We start from the raw sequence: 17439 nt of genomic DNA, 5'->3' as shown, positions 1-17439 counted from the left end.
AGGGAGCCGAACTGCCGCGGCGTAGCATGCCGATGTGGCAATTCGAGGGGATGCCGACGTCGGGCAGCGCCGTCCACGCTTGGGGCACACCGGGTTTCTCGACAGCGTGCCGTTGTTCTGGGGTCTGGCCCGAACAACGGCGCTCTTGGACGTCGACCTGGTGACTGACACCCCGGACCATCTCGCACAGCGTCTGCTGGAGGGCGATCTCGATATCGCCGCGGTGTCCGCCGTCACCTATCTGCGGCACAGTGGATCACTGCTCGCACTGCCCGGTATCGCTGCCGGAAGTGACGGTCCGATGATGTCATCCGTGCTGGTCAGCAGCGTGGGTTTGGACGAACTGCACGGCCGCACCGTTGCGTTGGCCCCGGCCGGGCCGACGTCCCGTCGGCTGGCGCGGCTGCTGTTGGAGCAGCGGTACGGGGTCGTCGCACGATACGTCCCCGGCTCGTCCGACCCGGCATCCGTGCTCCGCGGAGCGGACGCCGCGGTGCTGTTCGGGAACGCGGCGCTGGACGCCGCGGTGTACCAGGACCGGACGCCGACCGGGTCGCGGGTCTACGACCTGGCCGGACTGTGGCGCGACTGGACCGGCCTGCCGTTCGTCTTCGCGGTATGGGCGGTACGCCGCGAGTTCGCCGACTGCCGACCGGACACCGTGGCAGCCGCGCACCGTGGCCTCCTCGCCGCCCGCGACCTCGCCCGGGCCGAGAACTCCGAGCTCGCCGCGCGCACCGCCTACTGGGAGCCGTTCGACGCGACGACACTGGAACGCTACTTCGGCCGCGCCCTGGACTACTCGTTCGGGCCGCGCCAGGTGGCCGGACTGACGGAATTCGCCCGCCGTACGGAACACGAAGTACCAGCTCTGGCCTCGGGAGAGTGGTTCCCGGGGTGACGGGTGCTCAGTCTTCGCTTCCCATGTCACAGATGACGGGGCTGTCTCGTCTCGGGTCGCAGAGAAGGCTTTGAACTCGGAGAGGCGATGGTCATGCGGGTGTTCGTGGCAGGGGGAACCGGAGTTCTCGGAAGGCGGCTGGTGCCGCAGCTCGTGGCCCGTGGCCATCACGTGACGGCGACGACCAGGAGCGCGGCCAAGCTGGACCTGCTGCACCGGCTGGGCGCGGACGGCGTCGTCATGGACGGTCTGGACGCGGCATCGGTCGGTGAGGCGGTGGCCCAGGCGCGGCCGGACACGATCGTGCATCAGATGACCGCCATCGCGGGCAAGCCCGACATGAAGCACATGGACCGTTGGTTCGCCACTACCAACCGGCTGCGTACCGAGGGGACGGACCACCTGCTTGCCGCCGCTGAGGCGACCGGCGTGTCGCACTTCGTCGCGCAGGGGTATGCGAACTGCAACGGCATCCGCGAGGGCGGCTGGGTGAAGACCGAGGAGGACCCGCTTGACCTGATGGTGGGCACGTCCGCGGCCCCCGGCATGGCGGCGATCCGCCACCTCGAGGAGAGGGTCGTGGGAGCCGGCGGCGTGGTCCTGCGCTACGGCGGGCTCTACGGTCCGGGCGCCACCGACGACCAGGTCGAGTTGATCCGGAAGCGGCAGTTCCCGCTGGTGGGGCGGGCCACCGGCTACAGCTCGTGGGTGCATCTCGACGACGCGGCGAGCGCCACGGTCCTGGCCGTGGAGCAGAAGGCGGGGGGCGTGTTCAACATCGTCGACGACGAGCCCGCCCCGGCCGCCGAGTGGCTGCCGTATTTGGCGGCGTGTGCGGGGGCGAAGCGGCCGATGCGGGTCCCGGTGTGGCTGGCCCGGCTGCTGGCCGGGGAGGTGGCCGTGGTGATGATGACGGAGGGGCGCGCGTTCTCCAACGCCAAGGCCAAGCGGGAGCTCGGCTGGGAGCCGCGCTACCCCTCGTGGCGACAGGGCTTCAAGGCGGAGCTGTCGTGACCCGGACCGAGGAATTCCAGGAGCTGCGGCCGCTGCTGTTCTCGATCGCGTACCGAATCCTCGGCAGTGTGGCCGAGGCCGAGGACGCCGTCCAGGACACCTGGCTGCGCTACGAAGCCTCCGCGACCCAGCCCGTCTCGGCCAAGGCTTTCCTGTCGGCCGTGGTCACCCGTATCTCGATCGACGCCCTGCGCTCAGCCCGGGTCCGACGCGAGGAGTATGTCGGGCCGTGGTTCCCCGAGCCGCTGCTCACCGACCCGTACGAGAACCCCGAGCGCTCGGCGGAGCTGGCCGACTCGCTTTCCATGGCGGCCTTGCTGCTGTTGGAACGGCTTACCCCGCTGGAACGCGCGGTCTTCGTGCTGCGGGAGGTGTTCGCGTTCGGCTTCCCGGACATCGCCTCGGCCGTAGGCCGCTCCGAGGCAGCATGCCGCCAGCTCGCCGTGCGGGCGCGCCGCCACATGGACGCGGGTCGGCCCCGCTTCGAGGCCGACCGGAGGGAGCGCGAAGAACTCGCCGAGCGGTTCTTCGACGCCTTCCGCGAAGGTGACGTCGCCGGGCTGCGGGAACTGCTGGCCGCCGACGTACAGCTGGTGGGCGACAGCGGAGGCAAGGCCCCGCTGTGGAGCCACGGCGTCTTCGGCGTCGACGACGTGATCCGACGGGTCGCCGGCTTCGCCCCGCAGTTCGTCGAAGTCGGCGGCATCGTGGAGCGACACGAGGTGAACGGCCAGTCAGGTGCGATCTTCCGTGACCGGGACGGCAAGGTCGTCAACACCTGGGCGCTCGACATCCTCGACGGGCGGATCCAGGCGATCCGCACCGTCCTCAACCCCGACAAGCTCCGACACCTAGGCCCGGTCGCGGACGCCTGGGCGCTCGCCCGTGAAGCGAACGCTTCGCGTTCCACCCATCGACCGGACGACGCGGCTGTGTGAGACCGTGCTCCCGGTCGAGCTGCTCGCCGCACTCGATACCGCCGGCATTCCTCGATCCGCGTCGGAACCCCGGCATATCCCTCAGGCGGGCTTGCGCCACACGGAGATGTGCTTCGCGGAGTCCTGGATGAACGGCGCCCCGTCCCAGTCCGCGACGCGCCGTTCCAGTTCGAGCCCCGCGATCCGTGCCATCAGGTCGAGTTCCGCCGGCCACGCGTACCGGTGCCGGGAGTCCTCGCGGCGGTAGCGGCCGTCGTCACCGTCGCGGGTGAGGTGGTGCGAGACGAGGATCTGTTCGACCAGGTCGAAGGTGTCGAAGCCGAGGTGCCGTTCGGAGACGTCGAACGGCACCGCGACCTGCCCGGGCGGCAGGAACCGCAGGGGCGGCACGCCCAGCTCGATGACGAATCGACCGCCAGGCGTCAGGTGACGTGCGGCGTTGCGGAAACACTCGACCTGCTCGTCCTGGGTGAGCAGGTTCGTGATGGTGTTGTAGACGAGATAGACCAGGGTGAATTCGCCGGGGACGACGGTCGTGGCCATGTCCCCGATGGCGACCGGGAGCGTGTCCTCGTCGATCTTGCGTCGCAGGGCCGCTGCCATGTGCTCGGACAGTTCGATCCCCGCTACGGGCACGCCGCGTTCCCGTAGCGGGACACCCACTCGTCCGGTTCCGATGGCGAATTCCAGCGCCCGGCCGTCTCCGGCGAGTTCGGCGAGGAAGGCGAGAGTCGGTCCGAGAACAGCGGCCGAGGACATCTCGCTCTCCTCGGCGTCGTAACGTTCGGCGGCGGCACGCGTCCACAGTTCACTGCTCGTCATGAGCGGCCACTCTGCCGGGAGCGGCGGGGGCTGTCCACGTGTTTCTCTTCCACCGGCCCCGAGCACACTACCCGGGGGCCAGGACGGACTTCGCACAGCACAATCAACTCCTCCATAGCGGTGGTTGCGGCCGATGGGAGCAGCCGGTGACCGCTGCACTCGGCGTTCCTTCCCCGTACCCTGCTTGTTTCCGAAGCACCATCGCTACGTACAACGTCGTCTCCCTGTCTCCTGATTCGTCTGTCTCCCGGGCTGCCCCTCGACAGGTTCCGGTTACGCGAAAGAAGGTTGATCATGGCTCCACCGACGTCCAGTGCCATCACCTTGAACATCAACGGCGAGAAGTACACGCTGTCCGTGGACCACCGCACCACCCTGCTCGACGCCCTGCGTGAGCGCCTCGATCTGACCGGTACCAAGAAGGGCTGTGACCAGGGGCAGTGTGGTGCCTGCACCGTCCTGCTCGACGGGCGTCGGGCCGTGGCCTGCCTACAGCTCGCGGTGGCGGCCGAGGGGCGCGAGATCACCACCATCGAAGGAGTGTCGGAAGGGGAGCGGCTGCACCCCGTGCAGCAGGCGTTCCTCGACCTTGACGGCTACCAGTGCGGGTACTGCACGCCGGGGCAGATCTGCTCGGCCATCGCGGTGATCAGGGAGCATGCGGCGGGGTGGCCGAGCGCCGTGACCGACGACATCCGGCCCGATGCGGGGCCCCCACTGCTGACCGCCGACGAGATCCGGGAGCGCATGAGCGGCAACCTGTGCCGCTGCGGCGCCTATGTGTCGATCGTCCAGGCGGTGGCTCGGGCGGCCGCGGTCGGGGCTGAGGACGCGGAGGCGGTGGCATGAGGGAGTTCGGCTATCAGAGGGCGTCCGACGTCGCCGGCGCGGTCGCGCTGCTCGATGCCGATGCGGACGCACGCTATCTCGGCGGCGGCACCAATCTCGTCGACCTGATGAAGACCGGCGTCGAGCGTCCCGCCCGGCTCATCGACGTGCGTGAACTCCCCTTGGACCAGATCGAGTCGGCGAAGGACGGTGGCCTGCGCATCGGCGCGACGGTCACGAACAGCGCTCTCGCCGCCCACCCCGAAGTCCGTCGCCGCTACCCGGCGTTGGCGCAGGCGGTACTGGCCGGTGCCTCCGGGCAACTGCGCAACATGGCCACGGTCGGCGGGAACCTTCTCCAACGCACCCGCTGCGGCTACTTCGCCGACGTGACCAGACCGTGCAACAAGCGTGTCCCCGGCAGCGGGTGTTCCGCACTCGAGGGCGATCACCGCAACCACGCGATCCTGGGCGCCTCTCACCACTGCGTGGCCGTCCACCCCTCGGACATGGGCGTGGCGCTGGCGGCCTTCGACGCCGTCGTCTCGTACGAAACGACCGGCGGGCCGGGCGAGTTGCGGCTCGCCGACTTCTATCTGCCGGTGGGCGACACCCCGCACCTGGAGACCGCCCTGCCGCCGGGAGCGCTGATCACCGGTGTCACCCTGCCGCCCGCTCCGGTCGCTGCCCGCTCACGCTACCGGAAGGTGCGCGAGCGAGCCTCGTACGCGTTCGCGATCGGGTCGGTCGCCGCCGCGCTCGACGTCCAGGACGACGTCGTACGTGATGTGCGTCTGGCGTTCGGGGCGGTCGCGTCGCGGCCGTGGCGGGCCCGGGCGGCCGAACGGGTGCTGACCGGGGCGCGGGCCGACAGCGAGAGCTTCGCCGCCGCCGCGGACGCCGAACTCGCGGCGGCGAAACCGCTGATCCACAACGGATACAAGGTGACACTGACGCGCAACCTCGTGGTGGCCGTCCTGACCGAGCTCGCCGAGGAGGCCGCCCGATGACCACCGCCACCGCTGGATCCACCACGGGGAAGGGCGCCGTCGGTACCGCGCACACCCGTGTGGAGGGCCGGGCCAAGGTCACCGGGGCGGCGCGCTACGCGGGAGAGATCCCCTTCGCCGAACTCGCCCACGGCTGGCTGGTGCTGTCCACCGTGGCCCGCGGCCGCATCCGTTCGATGGAGACCGCTCCCGTCCTCGGGATGCCGGGTGTCCTCGCGGTCCTGCACCATCAGAACGCCCCGCGTGTCGACAGTGACTTCATCGGCCTGCTGGGAGTTCCGCCGGACCCGACCGTCGCCGTCTTCCAGCACGACCGGGTGCCACACGTGGGCTGGCCCGTGGCGCTGGTCGTCGCCGAGACGTCCGAGCAGGCCCGGGAGGCCGCGGAAGCGCTCGTGGTGCACTACGAGGAGGAGCCGCACGACATCGCCTTCCCCGGCGAACAGCCGGAGTCATACCCGCCGGACACTCCTGCGCCGGCCGTGACGGAGAAGGGCGACCTGGAGTCCGAACTCGCCGCGTCCGCCGTCGTCGTGGACGCGGAGTACACCACCCCGGAAGAACACCACGCCATGATGGAGCCCCATGCGGCGATGGCCCGTTGGGAGGGTGGCCGACTCGAGGTCGTCGACTCCAACCAGGGCACCACCTGGGTCGCGAGGGAACTCGCGAAACTCTTCTCGCTCGACCCGACCTCGGTACGGGTGCGGTCCGAACACGTCGGCGGTGCCTTCGGGAGCAAGCAGGCCCGCGCCCATCAGGTGGCCGCCGTGATGGCCGCCACCGTCCTCCAGCGCCCGGTCCGGGTCGTCTTGACGCGACGTCAGATGTTCTCGCTCACCGGCTACCGCAGCCCTACGACGCAGCGGATCAGGCTGGGTGCCGACGCCGACGGGCGGCTGCGCGCGCTGGATCACCGCTCCATGAACCTCACCTCGACGATGCGCGAGTTCATCGAGCCGTGCAGCGGGGTGGGACAGGTGATGTACGACGCCGACGCCCATCGCACGTCCGACCGGTTCGTACGGCTCGATGTGCCGACACCGACGTGGATGCGCGCTCCGGGCGAGGCGCCGGGGTCGTTCGCGCTGGAGTCGGCGTTCGACGAACTCGCCGAGAAGTGCGGCATCGACCCGATCGCGTTGCGTGCGCGCAACGAGCCCGAGCGGGGGCCCGTCTCCGGGCTGCCGTTCAGCAGCCGCCGGTTGCTCGCCTGTTTCCGGGAGGGCGCCCGCAGGTTCGGCTGGACGGACCGGGATCCGCGGCCCGGTCTGCGCCGTGAGGGGCGCTGGCTGCTCGGCACCGGCACGGCGGCGGCGTCCTTCCCCTCCGGAGCCGGGCCCTCCACGGCTGCCGTGACGGCGAAGCCGGACGGAACCTTCACCGTGCGGATCGCGGCGGCGGACATCGGTACCGGCGCACGGACCGCGATCACCTTGGTCGCCGCCGACGCACTCGAGGTGGCGCCGGAGCGTGTACGGGTGCGGATCGGGGACAGCGACTTCGGACCGGCGATGATCGCCGGCGGGTCGATGGGAACCCGCTCCTGGGCATGGGCGGTCACGGCCGCCGCCGGGGAGCTGCGCGAACGGCTCGCCCTGGGCTTCGGGATTCCGTCTGAGGGAATCACGGTACGTTCCGACACCGCCGAGGCCGTCCGTGCCCTCGCACAGAAGGAACGGCACTCCTTCGGAGCGCAGTTCGCCGAGGTCGCCGTGGACGTCGCCACCGGCGAGGTGCGAGTGCGGCGCATGCTCGCCATCTTCGCGGCGGGCCGGATCGTCAACCCGCTCACGGCGCGCAACCAGCTCGTCGGCGGAATGATCTGGGGCATCTCCATGGCCCTGCACGAGGAAGCAGTCCGAGACCAGGCCTCGGGCGGCCATGTCGGTGCCGATCTCGCGGGTTACCACGTCGCCACGCACGCGGACGTACCGCTCGTCGAGGCTGACTGGGTGGACGACCCGGACCCGGACGACCCGGTCGGGATCAAGGGCATCGGGGAGGTCGGCATCGTGGGCGCCGCCGCGGCGATCGCCAACGCGGTCTGGCACGCGACCGGTGTTCGCCACCGGAACCTGCCCATCCGGCCCGACCGTGTCCTGACCGCGGGCGATGCGGCACGGGATGCTTGACATCGCCCGGGAAGAAGCCGCACCGGTGCGTGTCTGCGGCCGTGTCCGCCCTCAGGGGCCCGTCCAGGGGCCGCGGAAGGTGAGGAAAGAGGTCAGGGACGCGGCCCGCGCGCCTGCTCGGCTTTTTCGGCGTTCTTCTTCTTGATGCGAGCCGCTTCCTTGCGGACCTCGGCCTGGGTGGCGCGCTCCTTCTCCAGCCACTCGGGCCGGGCCTGCTTCAGCGCCTCGATCTGCTCGGTGGTGAGGGGCTCCACGATCCCGCCGCGCGCGAGGCCCGCGATGGAGACGCCCAGCTTCGCCGCGACCACCGGGCGGGGATGCGGGCCGTTGTGCCGAAGCTCCCGCAGCCACTCGGGCGGATTCGCCTGGAGCTCGTTCAGCTCGGCGCGCGAGACGACACCCTCCTGGAACTCGGCGGGGGTGGCGGGGAGGTACACACCCAGCTTCTTCGCCGCGGTCGCGGGCTTCATCGTCTGGGTGGTCTGGTGCGACTTCATGGTGTCCAGACTATCGGCCGTGTGCGAGACCTCTGACCACGCCCGGTAACCTGGCGGGGTGACAGGCACGGAAGCATCCCCCTCGTTCCGGCTCGCGTACGTCCCCGGGGTGACACCCGCCAAGTGGGTCCGGACCTGGAACGAGCGCCTGCCCGATGTCCCCTTGGCCCTCGTCCAGGTCTCAGCCGCCGAAGCGTCCGATGTGTTGCGTGGCGGAGAGGCGGACGCGGGGCTCGTACGGCTGCCGGTCGACCGCACGGTCTTCAGTGCGATCCCCCTCTACACCGAGACGACCGTGGTCGTGGTCCCCAAGGACCACGTCGTGACGGCGGCGGACGAGGTGTCCCTCGAGGATCTCGCCGACGAGGTCGTCTTCCACCCCCTCGACGACGTCCTCGGCTGGGAGGGGCCGCCGGGCCTGCCCGCGTTCGAGCGGCCCGCCACGACGGCCGACGCCGTCGAACTCGTGGCGGCGGGCGTGGGCCTGCTCCTCGTCCCGCAGTCCCTGGCGCGTCTGCACCATCGCCGGGACCTCACATACCGGACGGTCGTGGACGCGCCGCAGTCGAGCGTCGCGCTGTCGTGGCCCGAGGACGCGACCACCGACCTGGTCGAGGACTTCATCGGGATCGTCCGTGGACGGACGATCAACAGTTGGCGGGGCCGCACCGCCGGGACTCCGAAGCAGTCGGAGCGCGAACGCCCCGACGCGGCCGGCGCCCGACGGAAGCCCGCGGTGGGAAAACCGACGGGCCGGAGCCCACGGAGCGGTTCCGGAGGCCCCAAGGGCGGCAGGCGGGGCAGGCCGCGGCGCCGGTCGTAGCCGGCGGGTTCCTCGGCCGCTCGGGCGGCGGCCGGCCCGGTGGGGCGTACTCAGTTCGCGGCTGTGCGGCCGATCGACTCCACCAGGGGCAGCAGCCGGTGGGGCACGCGCTCGCGCAGCGCCACCTCCGTTCGGGTGCGGACGACCCCGGGCAGGCTGATCAGCGCCTGGATGACGTCCTCCAGATGCGCGTTGTCCCGCGCCACCACCCGGGTCATCAGGTCACCGCCCCCGGTGATCGAGAACGCCTCGACGATCTCCGGTACGGCCGAGAGGGCGTCGCCCACCTCGTCCAGGTGCCCCTGGGTGACCTCGATGTGGACGAACGCGAGTACGGGGTGCCCGAGTGCAGCGGGGGACAGGACGGGACCAGTACCGGTGATCACCCCGTCGCGCTCCAACCGGTCCAGCCGGGCCTGCAGTGTGCCTCGCGCGATGCCCAGGATGCGCGCGTACTCACGGACACTGGTACGGGGCTGCTGGAGCAGCAGCCGCAGAATGCGGGTGTCGAGTGCGTCCACCGCCATGGACCGTTGGCCTCCCTGTGCCATACAAGTGGATCTCCTTGACTGTACCAATGGCACAGTGAATGGTGCCTCGGTTGAGCCACTGCCAACCCTTTGCTTTCCTTGTATGTATCAATGGCGCCGCGCAGCGCGGGACCGGTAACGAAGCCGGGGTCCCTGCCCGTGGCGCCATTCCCATGTCCGACACGGCACCGATCACGAAGTGGAGGCGGGCAGCCGACGGTGAAGAAGATGCTCACGGACCCAGGGCTGTTCCGGCTACGCGTCTCGACGCGCGCGGTGCTGGGGATCGGCCTCGCCGTAATGGTGTGCGAGATGGCCGGACTGTCCCGGCCCGCCTCGATCACCGGCGGGCTGGCCGCCCTTCTCGCGCTGTTCACCGTCGCCGACCCGACCGTGCGGGGGCAGGCGGTCACCACCGCGCTGCTTCCCGCCGTCGGTCTCCCCGTGCTCGCGCTCGGGGCCACCCTGCACGGTGTGCAGGCGCTGCGGGACGCGGCCTGGCTGGCGGTGGTCTTCATCGGCGTGTACGCGCGCCGCTGGGGGCCGCGGGGCCATGCGCTCGGCGTCTTCGCGTTCATGGCCTTCTTCGTCGCGCTGCTCCTGCACGTCGTCCCCGGCCGGCTGCCGGAGCTGTGCGCGGCCGTGATGCTGGCGCTTGCCACCACCTCGGTGGTGCGGTTCGGTGTGTGGTGCGTCGAGCGCGGTACGCCGTCGCCCGCCGCGCCCGCCCCGCTCGACGGGCGTGGACTCGCCCGACCCGCCACCCGCCAGGCGTTCCAGGCGATCGCCGCGTGCGCCGTCGCGATCATCGTGGGCGAGGCTGTGTCGCACGAGCGCTGGTACTGGGCCGTCGCCACGGTCTGGTGGATCTTCGTGAACACCGCCTCGCGCGGTGAGACGCTGATACGCGGCTTCCGGCGCGTCGTCGGCACGGTCACCGGTATCGCTGCCGGGCTGCTGGTCGCCGTGCCGCTGCACGGTGCCCCGGTGTCCTCGGCCGCGCTCGTCGCTGTCTGCGTGTTCGGGATCTTCTACACAGCGGCGCTGTCCTACAGCTGGATGATGTTCTTCGTCACCGTCCTGGCGAGCCTGCTCTACGGCCTCCTCGGTGTTCTGCGCCCGGAGCTGCTCGCTCTGCGCCTCGCGGAGACGGGTGTCGGCGCGCTGAGTGCCGCGCTCGCCGTCGCGCTTGTCCTGCCGATCACCACGCACGTGGTCACCGACCAGTGGGTGCACCGCGCCCTGCACGCCGTTCACGGTTGCACCGCCGCGACGGCGCGGCGGCTCGCGGGTGACCCGGAGGCGGACCCTGCGTCCCACGCGGCGGAGCTCGAAGCGCTTCTGGGGCGCGTACGGTCGGCGCTCGCGCCGCTGGTGCATCCGCTGAACCCGCTGCGGGCCCGCAAGGCCCGGGCCCTTCGGGTGCTCGCCCTGCTCGACGACTGCGCCCGCCGAACGCACGGTCTCGTCGCTGTCGCGGCCGACCCGGACGCCTCACACGACGCCCGTCTCATGGATGCGTGCCGACGCGTCGAGGCCGCGGTGGAGGCGCTGCTCGGCGGGCTCCCCGGGCGCCCCCTCGCGGCCCCTTCGGGTGTCCCGGACCGTCACCCCGGTGCCGAACGGGCTCTCGCTCACCTGTACGGCCTGGAACTGTCCCTGGTGGCCCTGGCCGCACCGCTGCACGCCTCGTCGCCGGCCCGGGCCTGATACGGCATTTTGGTCTAGACCTACTGCTACCGTCGTCCCGGTAAAGCGTCGACGGAGGGGACGACAGTGGACGACGACAGGCGGCGGCGGGCGTACATCGGCTCCTTCACCGCGGCGGGAGGGCGTGGCGTCCTCACGGCCGCCGTGCATCCGGACAGCGGGGCGCTGACCGTCCTGAGCGCGGTGGACGCGGTGCCCGACCCGTCGTACCTCGCGCTCTGCGGAGACATGCTGTACGCGGTCAGCGAGGCCACCGCGGGCGCGGTCGCCGCCTACCGCCTCGACGCTGACGGGCCTGCACTCGCCGGTCCGCCCGCCCTCGTCGGCGGCAGCGCGCCCACCCACCTGAGCCTGCACGCCGGCCATGTCCTGACCGCCAACTACGGTTCCGGCAGCGTCACCGCCGTCCCGCTGCGCGCCGACGGCACCCTGGCGACGGCCGTGCCGACGGTGCTCCGGCACGAGGGCTCGGGGCCGGTTCGGCAGCGGCAGGAGGGGCCGCACGCCCACCAGGTGCAGGCCGACCCGAGCGGCCGATGGATCGTGAGCGTCGACCTCGGGACGGACTCCGTCCGAGTGTGCGCGCTGGAGGGCGGTGCCTGGCGGCTGCACCGGGAGACCGTGCTGCGTCCCGGCTCCGGGCCGCGCCACCTGGCCTTCCATCCGGACGGGGAGCGCGCGTACGTCCTCAACGAACTGGCGCCGACTGTCACCGTCTGCCACTGGGACGCCAGGGGCGGCGTGCTGAAACCGGTCGCCGAGACGCCCGTGCTGCCCGACGCGCCCGCCGGTGACGCCTACCCGTCGGGGATCGTGGCCTCGCCCGACGGACGCTTCGTGTGGACCGCGACACGCGGACAGGACACGCTGTCCGTGCTCGCCGTCGAGGGTGACGTGCTGAGGCGGGTGACCACGGTGCCGTGCGGCGGTATCTGGCCGCGGGCGATCGCCTGGTCGGAGGGATACCTGTACGTCGCCAACGAGAGGTCCGGGGATGTGACCTGGTTCGCGGTGGACCCGGAGACGGGCGTGCCACGGCGCGGCGGCTCGGTGGAGGCGCCGGCGGCCTCCTGTGTCGTGTTCGGCTGATCCAGGGTTCGGGGAGTCGTCGCGTGAACCCGGCAAGGCGAAGGGCCCGCTCCCGCGGGAGCGGGCCCTTCGCCTTGCCGGACGAGGTACGGCGCGGCTCAGCGGACCGGGGCGCCCTGCGGCTGCTGCGGGGCGATGCCCAGCGCCGTCGTGTACTTGGCGAGCGCCAGCTTGCCGATCGCCGGGTATGCGCCGAGTGCTCCGGCGGTGGCGCAGTCCGCCTCCTTGGCGGCGGCGTCCAGCAGCCCCGGCTCCAGCTCCGGGCCGATCAGGTACGGCGCGAGCGCCAACTGCTGTGAGCCCGAGGAACGGAGTTGCTCGGCGACGGCGGCGATCGAGCCCTCCTGGTCCAGCGCCGCGGCCATCACCGGCACGGCGAGGCGCGCGGCCAGCAGCATGCCGGTGATCCCGGCCGCCTGGACGGCCTCGTCACCGCCCACGGACGCGAGGATGATGCCGTCCGCGGCCGTCGCCACGGTGAACAGGCGGGCCCGGTCGGCTCGGGCGAGACCGGACTCGGACAGACGTACGTGCAGTGCCTCGGCGAGCAGCGGGTGCGGGCCGAGGACATCGGTCAGCTCGGCCGCGACACGGCTGTCCATGACGGCCTGGCGGATCCGGCGCAGCAGCGCGCTGTCCGGACCGGCCAGCAGCGGCACCACCACGGCGACGGGGCCCTCGGGCTTCTTGGCCTCCGCACCGGCGGCGACGGCCCGCTCATAGCGCTCGGTGCGCTCTTCCGCGGTCCGCGTCAGAACGGAGCCCAGCGAGGGGTACTCGGAGTCGTCCCCGTCCAGGTAGCCGATCCGGGCGTCGAGGCCGGGCAGCTCGGAACGCGCGATGCTCATGACCTCCTCGGCCAGGCTGCGCGTGGCGTCGCTGGGAGTGCCCGGCACCACGAGGACGAGCGCGGGCGCGCCCTCGGGAGTCGCCAGGGGTTCCGGGCGGCGGTGTCGCCCGGGCTGGCGAGGTCGCGGCATTCGTACAGGCAGGCCGGGTGCGGGTCCGGTGGGGGAACTCATGGCGCCGCATGCTACTGGCTTGGCATGCTCCCCTGTTCGGGGAGGGTGCAGGTGAGCGGTATCCGTCCGAATTTGTCTGATGAGTTACGTACGGGCGAGAAGTGATCGATAAGGTCTGACTTTCTCGACGCGTGCCGGGAGCACGGCATCGTGTCGGGAGCCGCCCTGTCGACCAACTGCGTGACCTGCTCGACCGGCTCGACGGCCGGAAGAAGAAGGAGCAACGCCCAGGGGTCCCCTCTGCAGGGGCTGGTCCGTTGGTACGGGTTGTCGGTGTGGGCCACTACAGTGACGTGCCGTGGCACGACGACCGTTGCATGAACTTGTTGAGGCCGGCTGGGCGAAGGCTCTGGAGCCGGTGGCTGGGCGTATCGCGGGCATGGGGGACTTCCTGCGTGCCGAGGTGGCGGCCGGCCGGACGTATCTCCCCGCGGGGGCGAACGTCTTGCGGGCGTTCCAGCAGCCCTTTGACGACGTACGGGTTCTGATCGTCGGTCAGGACCCGTACCCCACACCCGGAATGGCGATCGGACTGAGTTTCGCGGTCTCGCCGGAGGTGCGGTCGCTGCCGGGCAGTCTGGAGAACATCTACCGGGAGCTGAACACGGATCTGGGCCTGCCCAGGCCGTCCAACGGTGATCTGACCCCGTGGACACAGCAGGGTGTGCTGCTGTTGAACCGGGCGCTGACCACGGCCCCGCGCAAGCCGGGCGCCCACCGAGGCAAGGGCTGGGAGGAGGTCACCGAGCAGGCTATCCGCGCTCTCGCCGAACGGGGGCGGCCGTTGGTGTCCATCCTGTGGGGGCGGGATGCGCGTAACCTGCGTCCGCTGCTCGGGGAGTACCCGGCGATCGAGTCGGCACATCCGTCGCCGATGTCGGCGGACCGGGGCTTCTTCGGCTCGCGCCCGTTCAGCCGGGCCAACGACCTCCTTGTGCGTCAGGGCGTCGAGCCGGTGGACTGGCGACTGCCGTAGGCCGTCGCGGGCGTGCCGGCTTCGAGGCCGACGGTCTGGCCCACGTGGGCCGACGGCCGCACGCCCGGCGGCTCATGACCAGACCCGGCAGGTCACCGGTGGGCTGTTCAGCTGTTGCGGCCCACTCCGCCGAACATCGCGACCTCGGGCAGTTCGCCTTCGACGGTGTCGGGACGCCAGTGGTTGCAGGCGACCACGCCGGGGGCCAGCATCTCCAGCCCGTCGAAGAACCGGGTGATGGAGCTGGGGGCGCGCTGGGTCAGTTTCGGGGTGCCGTGCTCGTTCCAGAAAGCCACTGCGGCGTCGACATCGGGCATGTCAGGCCGTGTGACGGTGTGCGACAGGACCAGGAAGCTGCCCTTCGGCAGGCGATCCATGAAGCGCCGTACGATTCCGTACGCCTCCTGATCGTCCTCGATGAAGATGACGACTCCGAGGAGTATCAGCGCCACGGGCTGACTCAAGTCCAGGGTGTGCGCGGCCTGTTCCAGAATGGATTCGACGTTGCGCAGATCCTCGTCCAGATAGGCGGTGCGGCCCTCGGGGCTGCTGTTGAGCAGGGCTTGGGCGTGGGCGAGGACGATCGGGTCGTTGTCGACATAGACGACGCGGGACTCGGGCGCGACGTCCTGGGCAACCTCGTGCGTATTGTTCGCAGTGGGCAGGCCGGTGCCGACATCGAGGAACTGCCGTATGCCCTGCTCACCCGCGAGGTGCCGCACCGCCCGCCCCAGGAACTGCCGGTCCGCCTGGGCGTAGTCCCCGATCCCCGGGTGCAGTCGGCGGATCTGGTCTCCCGCTTGCTGGTCGACCTCGTAGTTGTCCTTGCCTCCCAGCCAGTAGTTCCAGATACGAGCCGTGTGCGGCTGGTCCGTCTTGATTCTCTTGCTCAGCTCGCCGAAGTCGGGGCTCTCGGTCATGTCATGCCCTCCAGGTCGGACCGATGATCGTTCAACCGGCAATCTAGCCGCAGCAGTTGAGTAGATCAGCCCTTTCGGTCGTGCAGCGGCAGGAGATTCGGTGCTCCCCGTGATCGGATTGCGTGTAGGGCAACGGTTCCTGGTGCTCACTCCGTCAGGCCGTTGCCCCAGACCCAGGCGGCGATGCCGACCCGGTTCCGGACGTCCAGCTTGCGCTGGATGGTGGCGATGTGCGTCTTCGCCGTACCCGCCGAGATGAACAGTTCCGCTCCGATCTCCGCATTGGTCAGCCCCTTGGCGACCAGCCGCGCGATCTCCACCTCACGCTCCGTCAGCGCCTCCAGCGCCTCCAGCGCCTCCAGCGCCCCGCAGACCAGCCGGACACCGCTGCCGTGGATCTGGTTACCGGTGTTCGCGTTCATCCGCCCTATGCTACCGACAGGTCATCAACTTCCTTCCTGAGCAGATGGATTGCTGCAATCAGGGCCAAGTCTGTCGATCCGGAGGAGCCCGCCTTCGAGCCTCCGGTCTCGGACTCACGGAACACTCCTTGTGGGTGTGGTTCTGGCGACCAGGGTGCCGGGTCAGGCGATCACCGCAGCTCGTACGCACAGCACGTCCGGCAGATGGGAGGCGAGTCGCTGCCAGCTGTCGCCGTCGTCTGCCGAGGCGTACACCTCGCCGTTGCGATTGCCGAAGTACACGCCCGCCGGTTCCGCGTCGTCCGTGCACAGGGCGTCGCGCAGCACCGTGCCGTAGTGATCCTCGTCGGGGAGTCCCGCCGTGAGCGGCTCCCAGCTCTTGCCCGCGTCCGCCGTGCGGAAGACACGGCACCGGCGGTCGGCCGGAACGCGGTCCGAGTCCGCCGTGATCGGGAAGACGTACGCCGTGTCCCCGTGGTGGGGATGGGCGGCCGCGGCGAACCCGAACGTCGACGGCAGGCCGTCGCCGATGTCCGTCCAGTGGGCGCCCGCGTCGTCGCTTCGGTACACCCCCCAGTGGTTCTGCAGATACAGCCGGTCCGGGGTCACCGCGTCCTGTGCGATCTTGTGCACGCACTGGCCGAACTCCGGGTCCGGATCGGGCAGGAACACGGCGGAGACACCCGAGTTGGACGGCTCCCAGCTCGTCCCGCCGTCCCGGGTCCGGAACACGCCGGCCGTCGACACCGCGACCGTCACGGCCTTCGGGTCGCGCTTGTCGGTGAGCACGGTGTGCAGGCCCTCGCCACCGCCGCCCGGCACCCACTTGTCGCGCGTCGGGTGTTCCCACAGGGGACGCACAAGGCTGAAGCTCTCGCCCCGGTCCTCGGAGCGGTACAGCGCGGCCGGTTCCGTGCCCGCGTACACCACGTCCGGCTCGGCGGCCGCCGGGTGCAGCTGCCAGACGCGCTCCAGCGAAGCGCCCGTGTCCTTCGGGAACTTGACGGCGGGCTGCGCGGGCTTGGTCCAGGTGCGGCCGAGGTCGTCGGAGCGGAAGACGGACGGACCCCAGTGCGCGTTGTCCCCTCCGGCCAGCAGGCGCGGGGTGCCTGCGCGGGTGTCGATGGCGACCGAGTAGACCGCCTGCGTGTTGAAGTACGGACTCTCGTCGAACTTCCATACGCCGCCCCGTCGCCGCCCGATGAACAGTCCCTTGCGTGTGCCCACGGTGAGCAGTACGTCGGCCATGCCGATACCTCCGAAACGCCGTTGTTCCAGCATGGGTCAGTGTGCACCCCGGCACTGACAGTCACCGGCAGATGTGTGGTCATCGCAGGTGGGGGCCGTGTTGCGCGAGGCAGAGGGGCTCGGCAGGGCCGACGAGGAGTTCGGCGTCAGGGCCGTCGCACGCGGTCCGGATGCACGCGGTGGCACCACGGCCTCGCGGTCCGGCGCGCCCCATGAGGTCGTAGTGGGACGGAACGCGGGCTAGCGTGGAGTCGTACACATCGCCCTGGTGGTGGACGGCGCCGTACAGGCCCGCGAGCGGTCCCTCCCGTTCCTGCGGGCACGACGAGGCGAAGCCCCGCAGCAGCGGGCGCGTCCTCGGCGCTTTTGCAGGCTGCCCCATCGAGGCCCGGTCGGCCTCGTCGATTCTCTGCGGGCACGGCGCTCCTGTCCGCACGGTCTGTGACCGATCGTGTGGGCGCTTCACGCCGCCCGGTCACGTTCCGCGGTCGTCCCAGACGTCTTCGGAATACCCCCGGGGGTAATGGTGCTAGCCTTTCTGTATACCCCAGGGG

General features: G+C 70.7%; 17 protein-coding genes and 1 pseudogene. 10 read left to right on the top strand and 8 right to left on the bottom strand.

Annotated features, from left to right (window positions below; genetic code table 11):
• The first annotated feature begins 34 nt into the window (after positions 1-34).
• The 3 genes from ACWDEX_RS04900 (at position 35) to ACWDEX_RS04890 (ending at position 2853) form a co-directional block, all read left to right on the top strand.
• Entirely contained in the window at positions 35-901 is an 867-nt protein-coding gene (locus ACWDEX_RS04900; RefSeq protein ID WP_450461772.1) for a menaquinone biosynthetic enzyme MqnA/MqnD family protein, read from the top strand.
• An 87-nt stretch (positions 902-988) separates the two neighbouring features.
• Entirely contained in the window at positions 989-1915 is a 927-nt protein-coding gene (locus ACWDEX_RS04895) for an NAD-dependent epimerase/dehydratase family protein (RefSeq protein WP_450461771.1), read from the top strand.
• Positions 1912-2853: an RNA polymerase sigma-70 factor gene (locus ACWDEX_RS04890; protein WP_450461770.1), complete on the top strand. Its 942-nt coding sequence runs from the start codon at positions 1912-1914 to the stop codon at positions 2851-2853. The genes ACWDEX_RS04895 and ACWDEX_RS04890 overlap by 4 nt, the downstream gene beginning before the upstream one ends.
• Positions 2854-2934: 81 nt before the next feature.
• Here the strand turns inward: ACWDEX_RS04890 and ACWDEX_RS04885 are convergent, their stop codons facing one another.
• A complete protein-coding gene (locus ACWDEX_RS04885; RefSeq protein ID WP_450461769.1) occupies positions 2935-3675 on the bottom strand; it encodes a class I SAM-dependent DNA methyltransferase in 741 nt (246 codons plus the stop codon).
• Positions 3676-3969: 294 nt separating this feature from the next.
• On the opposite strand from ACWDEX_RS04885, the gene ACWDEX_RS04880 reads away from it, so the two are divergent.
• The 3 genes from ACWDEX_RS04880 to ACWDEX_RS04870 are packed head-to-tail and all read left to right on the top strand — an operon-like array spanning position 3970 to position 7648.
• Complete coding sequence (locus ACWDEX_RS04880; protein ID WP_450461768.1) at positions 3970-4524, top strand: 2Fe-2S iron-sulfur cluster-binding protein; 555 nt, start codon at positions 3970-3972, stop codon at positions 4522-4524.
• Complete coding sequence (locus tag ACWDEX_RS04875; protein ID WP_450461767.1) at positions 4521-5513, top strand: FAD binding domain-containing protein; 993 nt, start codon at positions 4521-4523, stop codon at positions 5511-5513. The genes ACWDEX_RS04880 and ACWDEX_RS04875 overlap by 4 nt, the downstream gene beginning before the upstream one ends.
• The gene (locus ACWDEX_RS04870; RefSeq protein ID WP_450461766.1) at positions 5510-7648 is read left to right on the top strand and encodes a xanthine dehydrogenase family protein molybdopterin-binding subunit; all 2139 of its coding nucleotides are present in this window, start codon (positions 5510-5512) and stop codon (positions 7646-7648) included. The genes ACWDEX_RS04875 and ACWDEX_RS04870 overlap by 4 nt, the downstream gene beginning before the upstream one ends.
• Before the next feature lie 92 nt (positions 7649-7740).
• Here ACWDEX_RS04870 and ACWDEX_RS04865 read toward each other — a convergent pair whose 3' ends face one another.
• Positions 7741-8145, bottom strand: coding sequence for a DUF5997 family protein (locus ACWDEX_RS04865; RefSeq protein WP_450461765.1), 405 nt, complete (start codon positions 8143-8145; stop codon positions 7741-7743).
• A 58-nt stretch (positions 8146-8203) separates the two neighbouring features.
• On the opposite strand from ACWDEX_RS04865, the gene ACWDEX_RS04860 reads away from it, so the two are divergent.
• Positions 8204-8968 (top strand): LysR substrate-binding domain-containing protein, encoded by a 765-nt coding sequence (locus tag ACWDEX_RS04860; RefSeq protein ID WP_450461763.1) that lies wholly within the window; start codon positions 8204-8206, stop codon positions 8966-8968.
• Positions 8969-9018: 50 nt separating this feature from the next.
• Here ACWDEX_RS04860 and ACWDEX_RS04855 read toward each other — a convergent pair whose 3' ends face one another.
• Positions 9019-9495 (bottom strand): Lrp/AsnC family transcriptional regulator, encoded by a 477-nt coding sequence (locus ACWDEX_RS04855; RefSeq protein ID WP_450461904.1) that lies wholly within the window; start codon positions 9493-9495, stop codon positions 9019-9021.
• A 231-nt stretch (positions 9496-9726) separates the two neighbouring features.
• Here ACWDEX_RS04855 and ACWDEX_RS04850 point away from each other — a divergent pair, with 231 nt between their 5' ends.
• Together ACWDEX_RS04850 and ACWDEX_RS04845 are read left to right on the top strand one after the other, a co-directional pair.
• Positions 9727-11208, top strand: a complete 1482-nt coding sequence (locus ACWDEX_RS04850) for an FUSC family protein (RefSeq protein ID WP_450461762.1) — start codon at positions 9727-9729, stop codon at positions 11206-11208.
• 66 nt (positions 11209-11274) lie between these two features.
• Positions 11275-12297 (top strand): lactonase family protein, encoded by a 1023-nt coding sequence (locus ACWDEX_RS04845; RefSeq protein ID WP_450461761.1) that lies wholly within the window; start codon positions 11275-11277, stop codon positions 12295-12297.
• A 98-nt stretch (positions 12298-12395) separates the two neighbouring features.
• Here the strand turns inward: ACWDEX_RS04845 and ACWDEX_RS04840 are convergent, their stop codons facing one another.
• Positions 12396-13319 carry a sirohydrochlorin chelatase gene (locus tag ACWDEX_RS04840; RefSeq protein WP_450461760.1) on the bottom strand — a complete coding sequence of 308 codons (924 nt, stop codon included), beginning with the start codon at positions 13317-13319 and terminating at the stop codon, positions 12396-12398.
• 298 nt (positions 13320-13617) lie between these two features.
• On the opposite strand from ACWDEX_RS04840, the gene ACWDEX_RS04835 reads away from it, so the two are divergent.
• The gene (locus ACWDEX_RS04835; protein ID WP_450461759.1) at positions 13618-14295 is read left to right on the top strand and encodes a uracil-DNA glycosylase; all 678 of its coding nucleotides are present in this window, start codon (positions 13618-13620) and stop codon (positions 14293-14295) included.
• A gap of 107 nt (positions 14296-14402) precedes the next feature.
• Here the strand turns inward: ACWDEX_RS04835 and ACWDEX_RS04830 are convergent, their stop codons facing one another.
• The 4 genes and pseudogenes from ACWDEX_RS04830 to ACWDEX_RS04815 all read right to left on the bottom strand — a co-directional run bounded on the left by ACWDEX_RS04830 (position 14403) and on the right by ACWDEX_RS04815 (position 17267).
• Positions 14403-15215 carry an SAM-dependent methyltransferase gene (locus ACWDEX_RS04830; RefSeq protein WP_450461758.1) on the bottom strand — a complete coding sequence of 271 codons (813 nt, stop codon included), beginning with the start codon at positions 15213-15215 and terminating at the stop codon, positions 14403-14405.
• Positions 15216-15361: 146 nt separating this feature from the next.
• Positions 15362-15559, bottom strand: a pseudogene (locus ACWDEX_RS04825) (response regulator transcription factor); the annotation flags it as partial.
• 240 nt (positions 15560-15799) lie between these two features.
• Positions 15800-16885, bottom strand: coding sequence for a WD40/YVTN/BNR-like repeat-containing protein (locus tag ACWDEX_RS04820; RefSeq protein ID WP_450461757.1), 1086 nt, complete (start codon positions 16883-16885; stop codon positions 15800-15802).
• A gap of 79 nt (positions 16886-16964) precedes the next feature.
• On the bottom strand, positions 16965-17267 hold the full coding sequence (locus ACWDEX_RS04815) for a hypothetical protein (RefSeq protein WP_450461756.1): 303 nt from the start codon (positions 17265-17267) through the stop codon (positions 16965-16967).
• Positions 17268-17439 lie beyond the last annotated feature (172 nt).

It is taken from the genome of Streptomyces sp. NPDC001020 (assembly GCF_053599115.1).
Note: the sequence above shows the minus strand (reverse complement) of the source record. Positions and strands in the feature narration are given on the sequence as shown.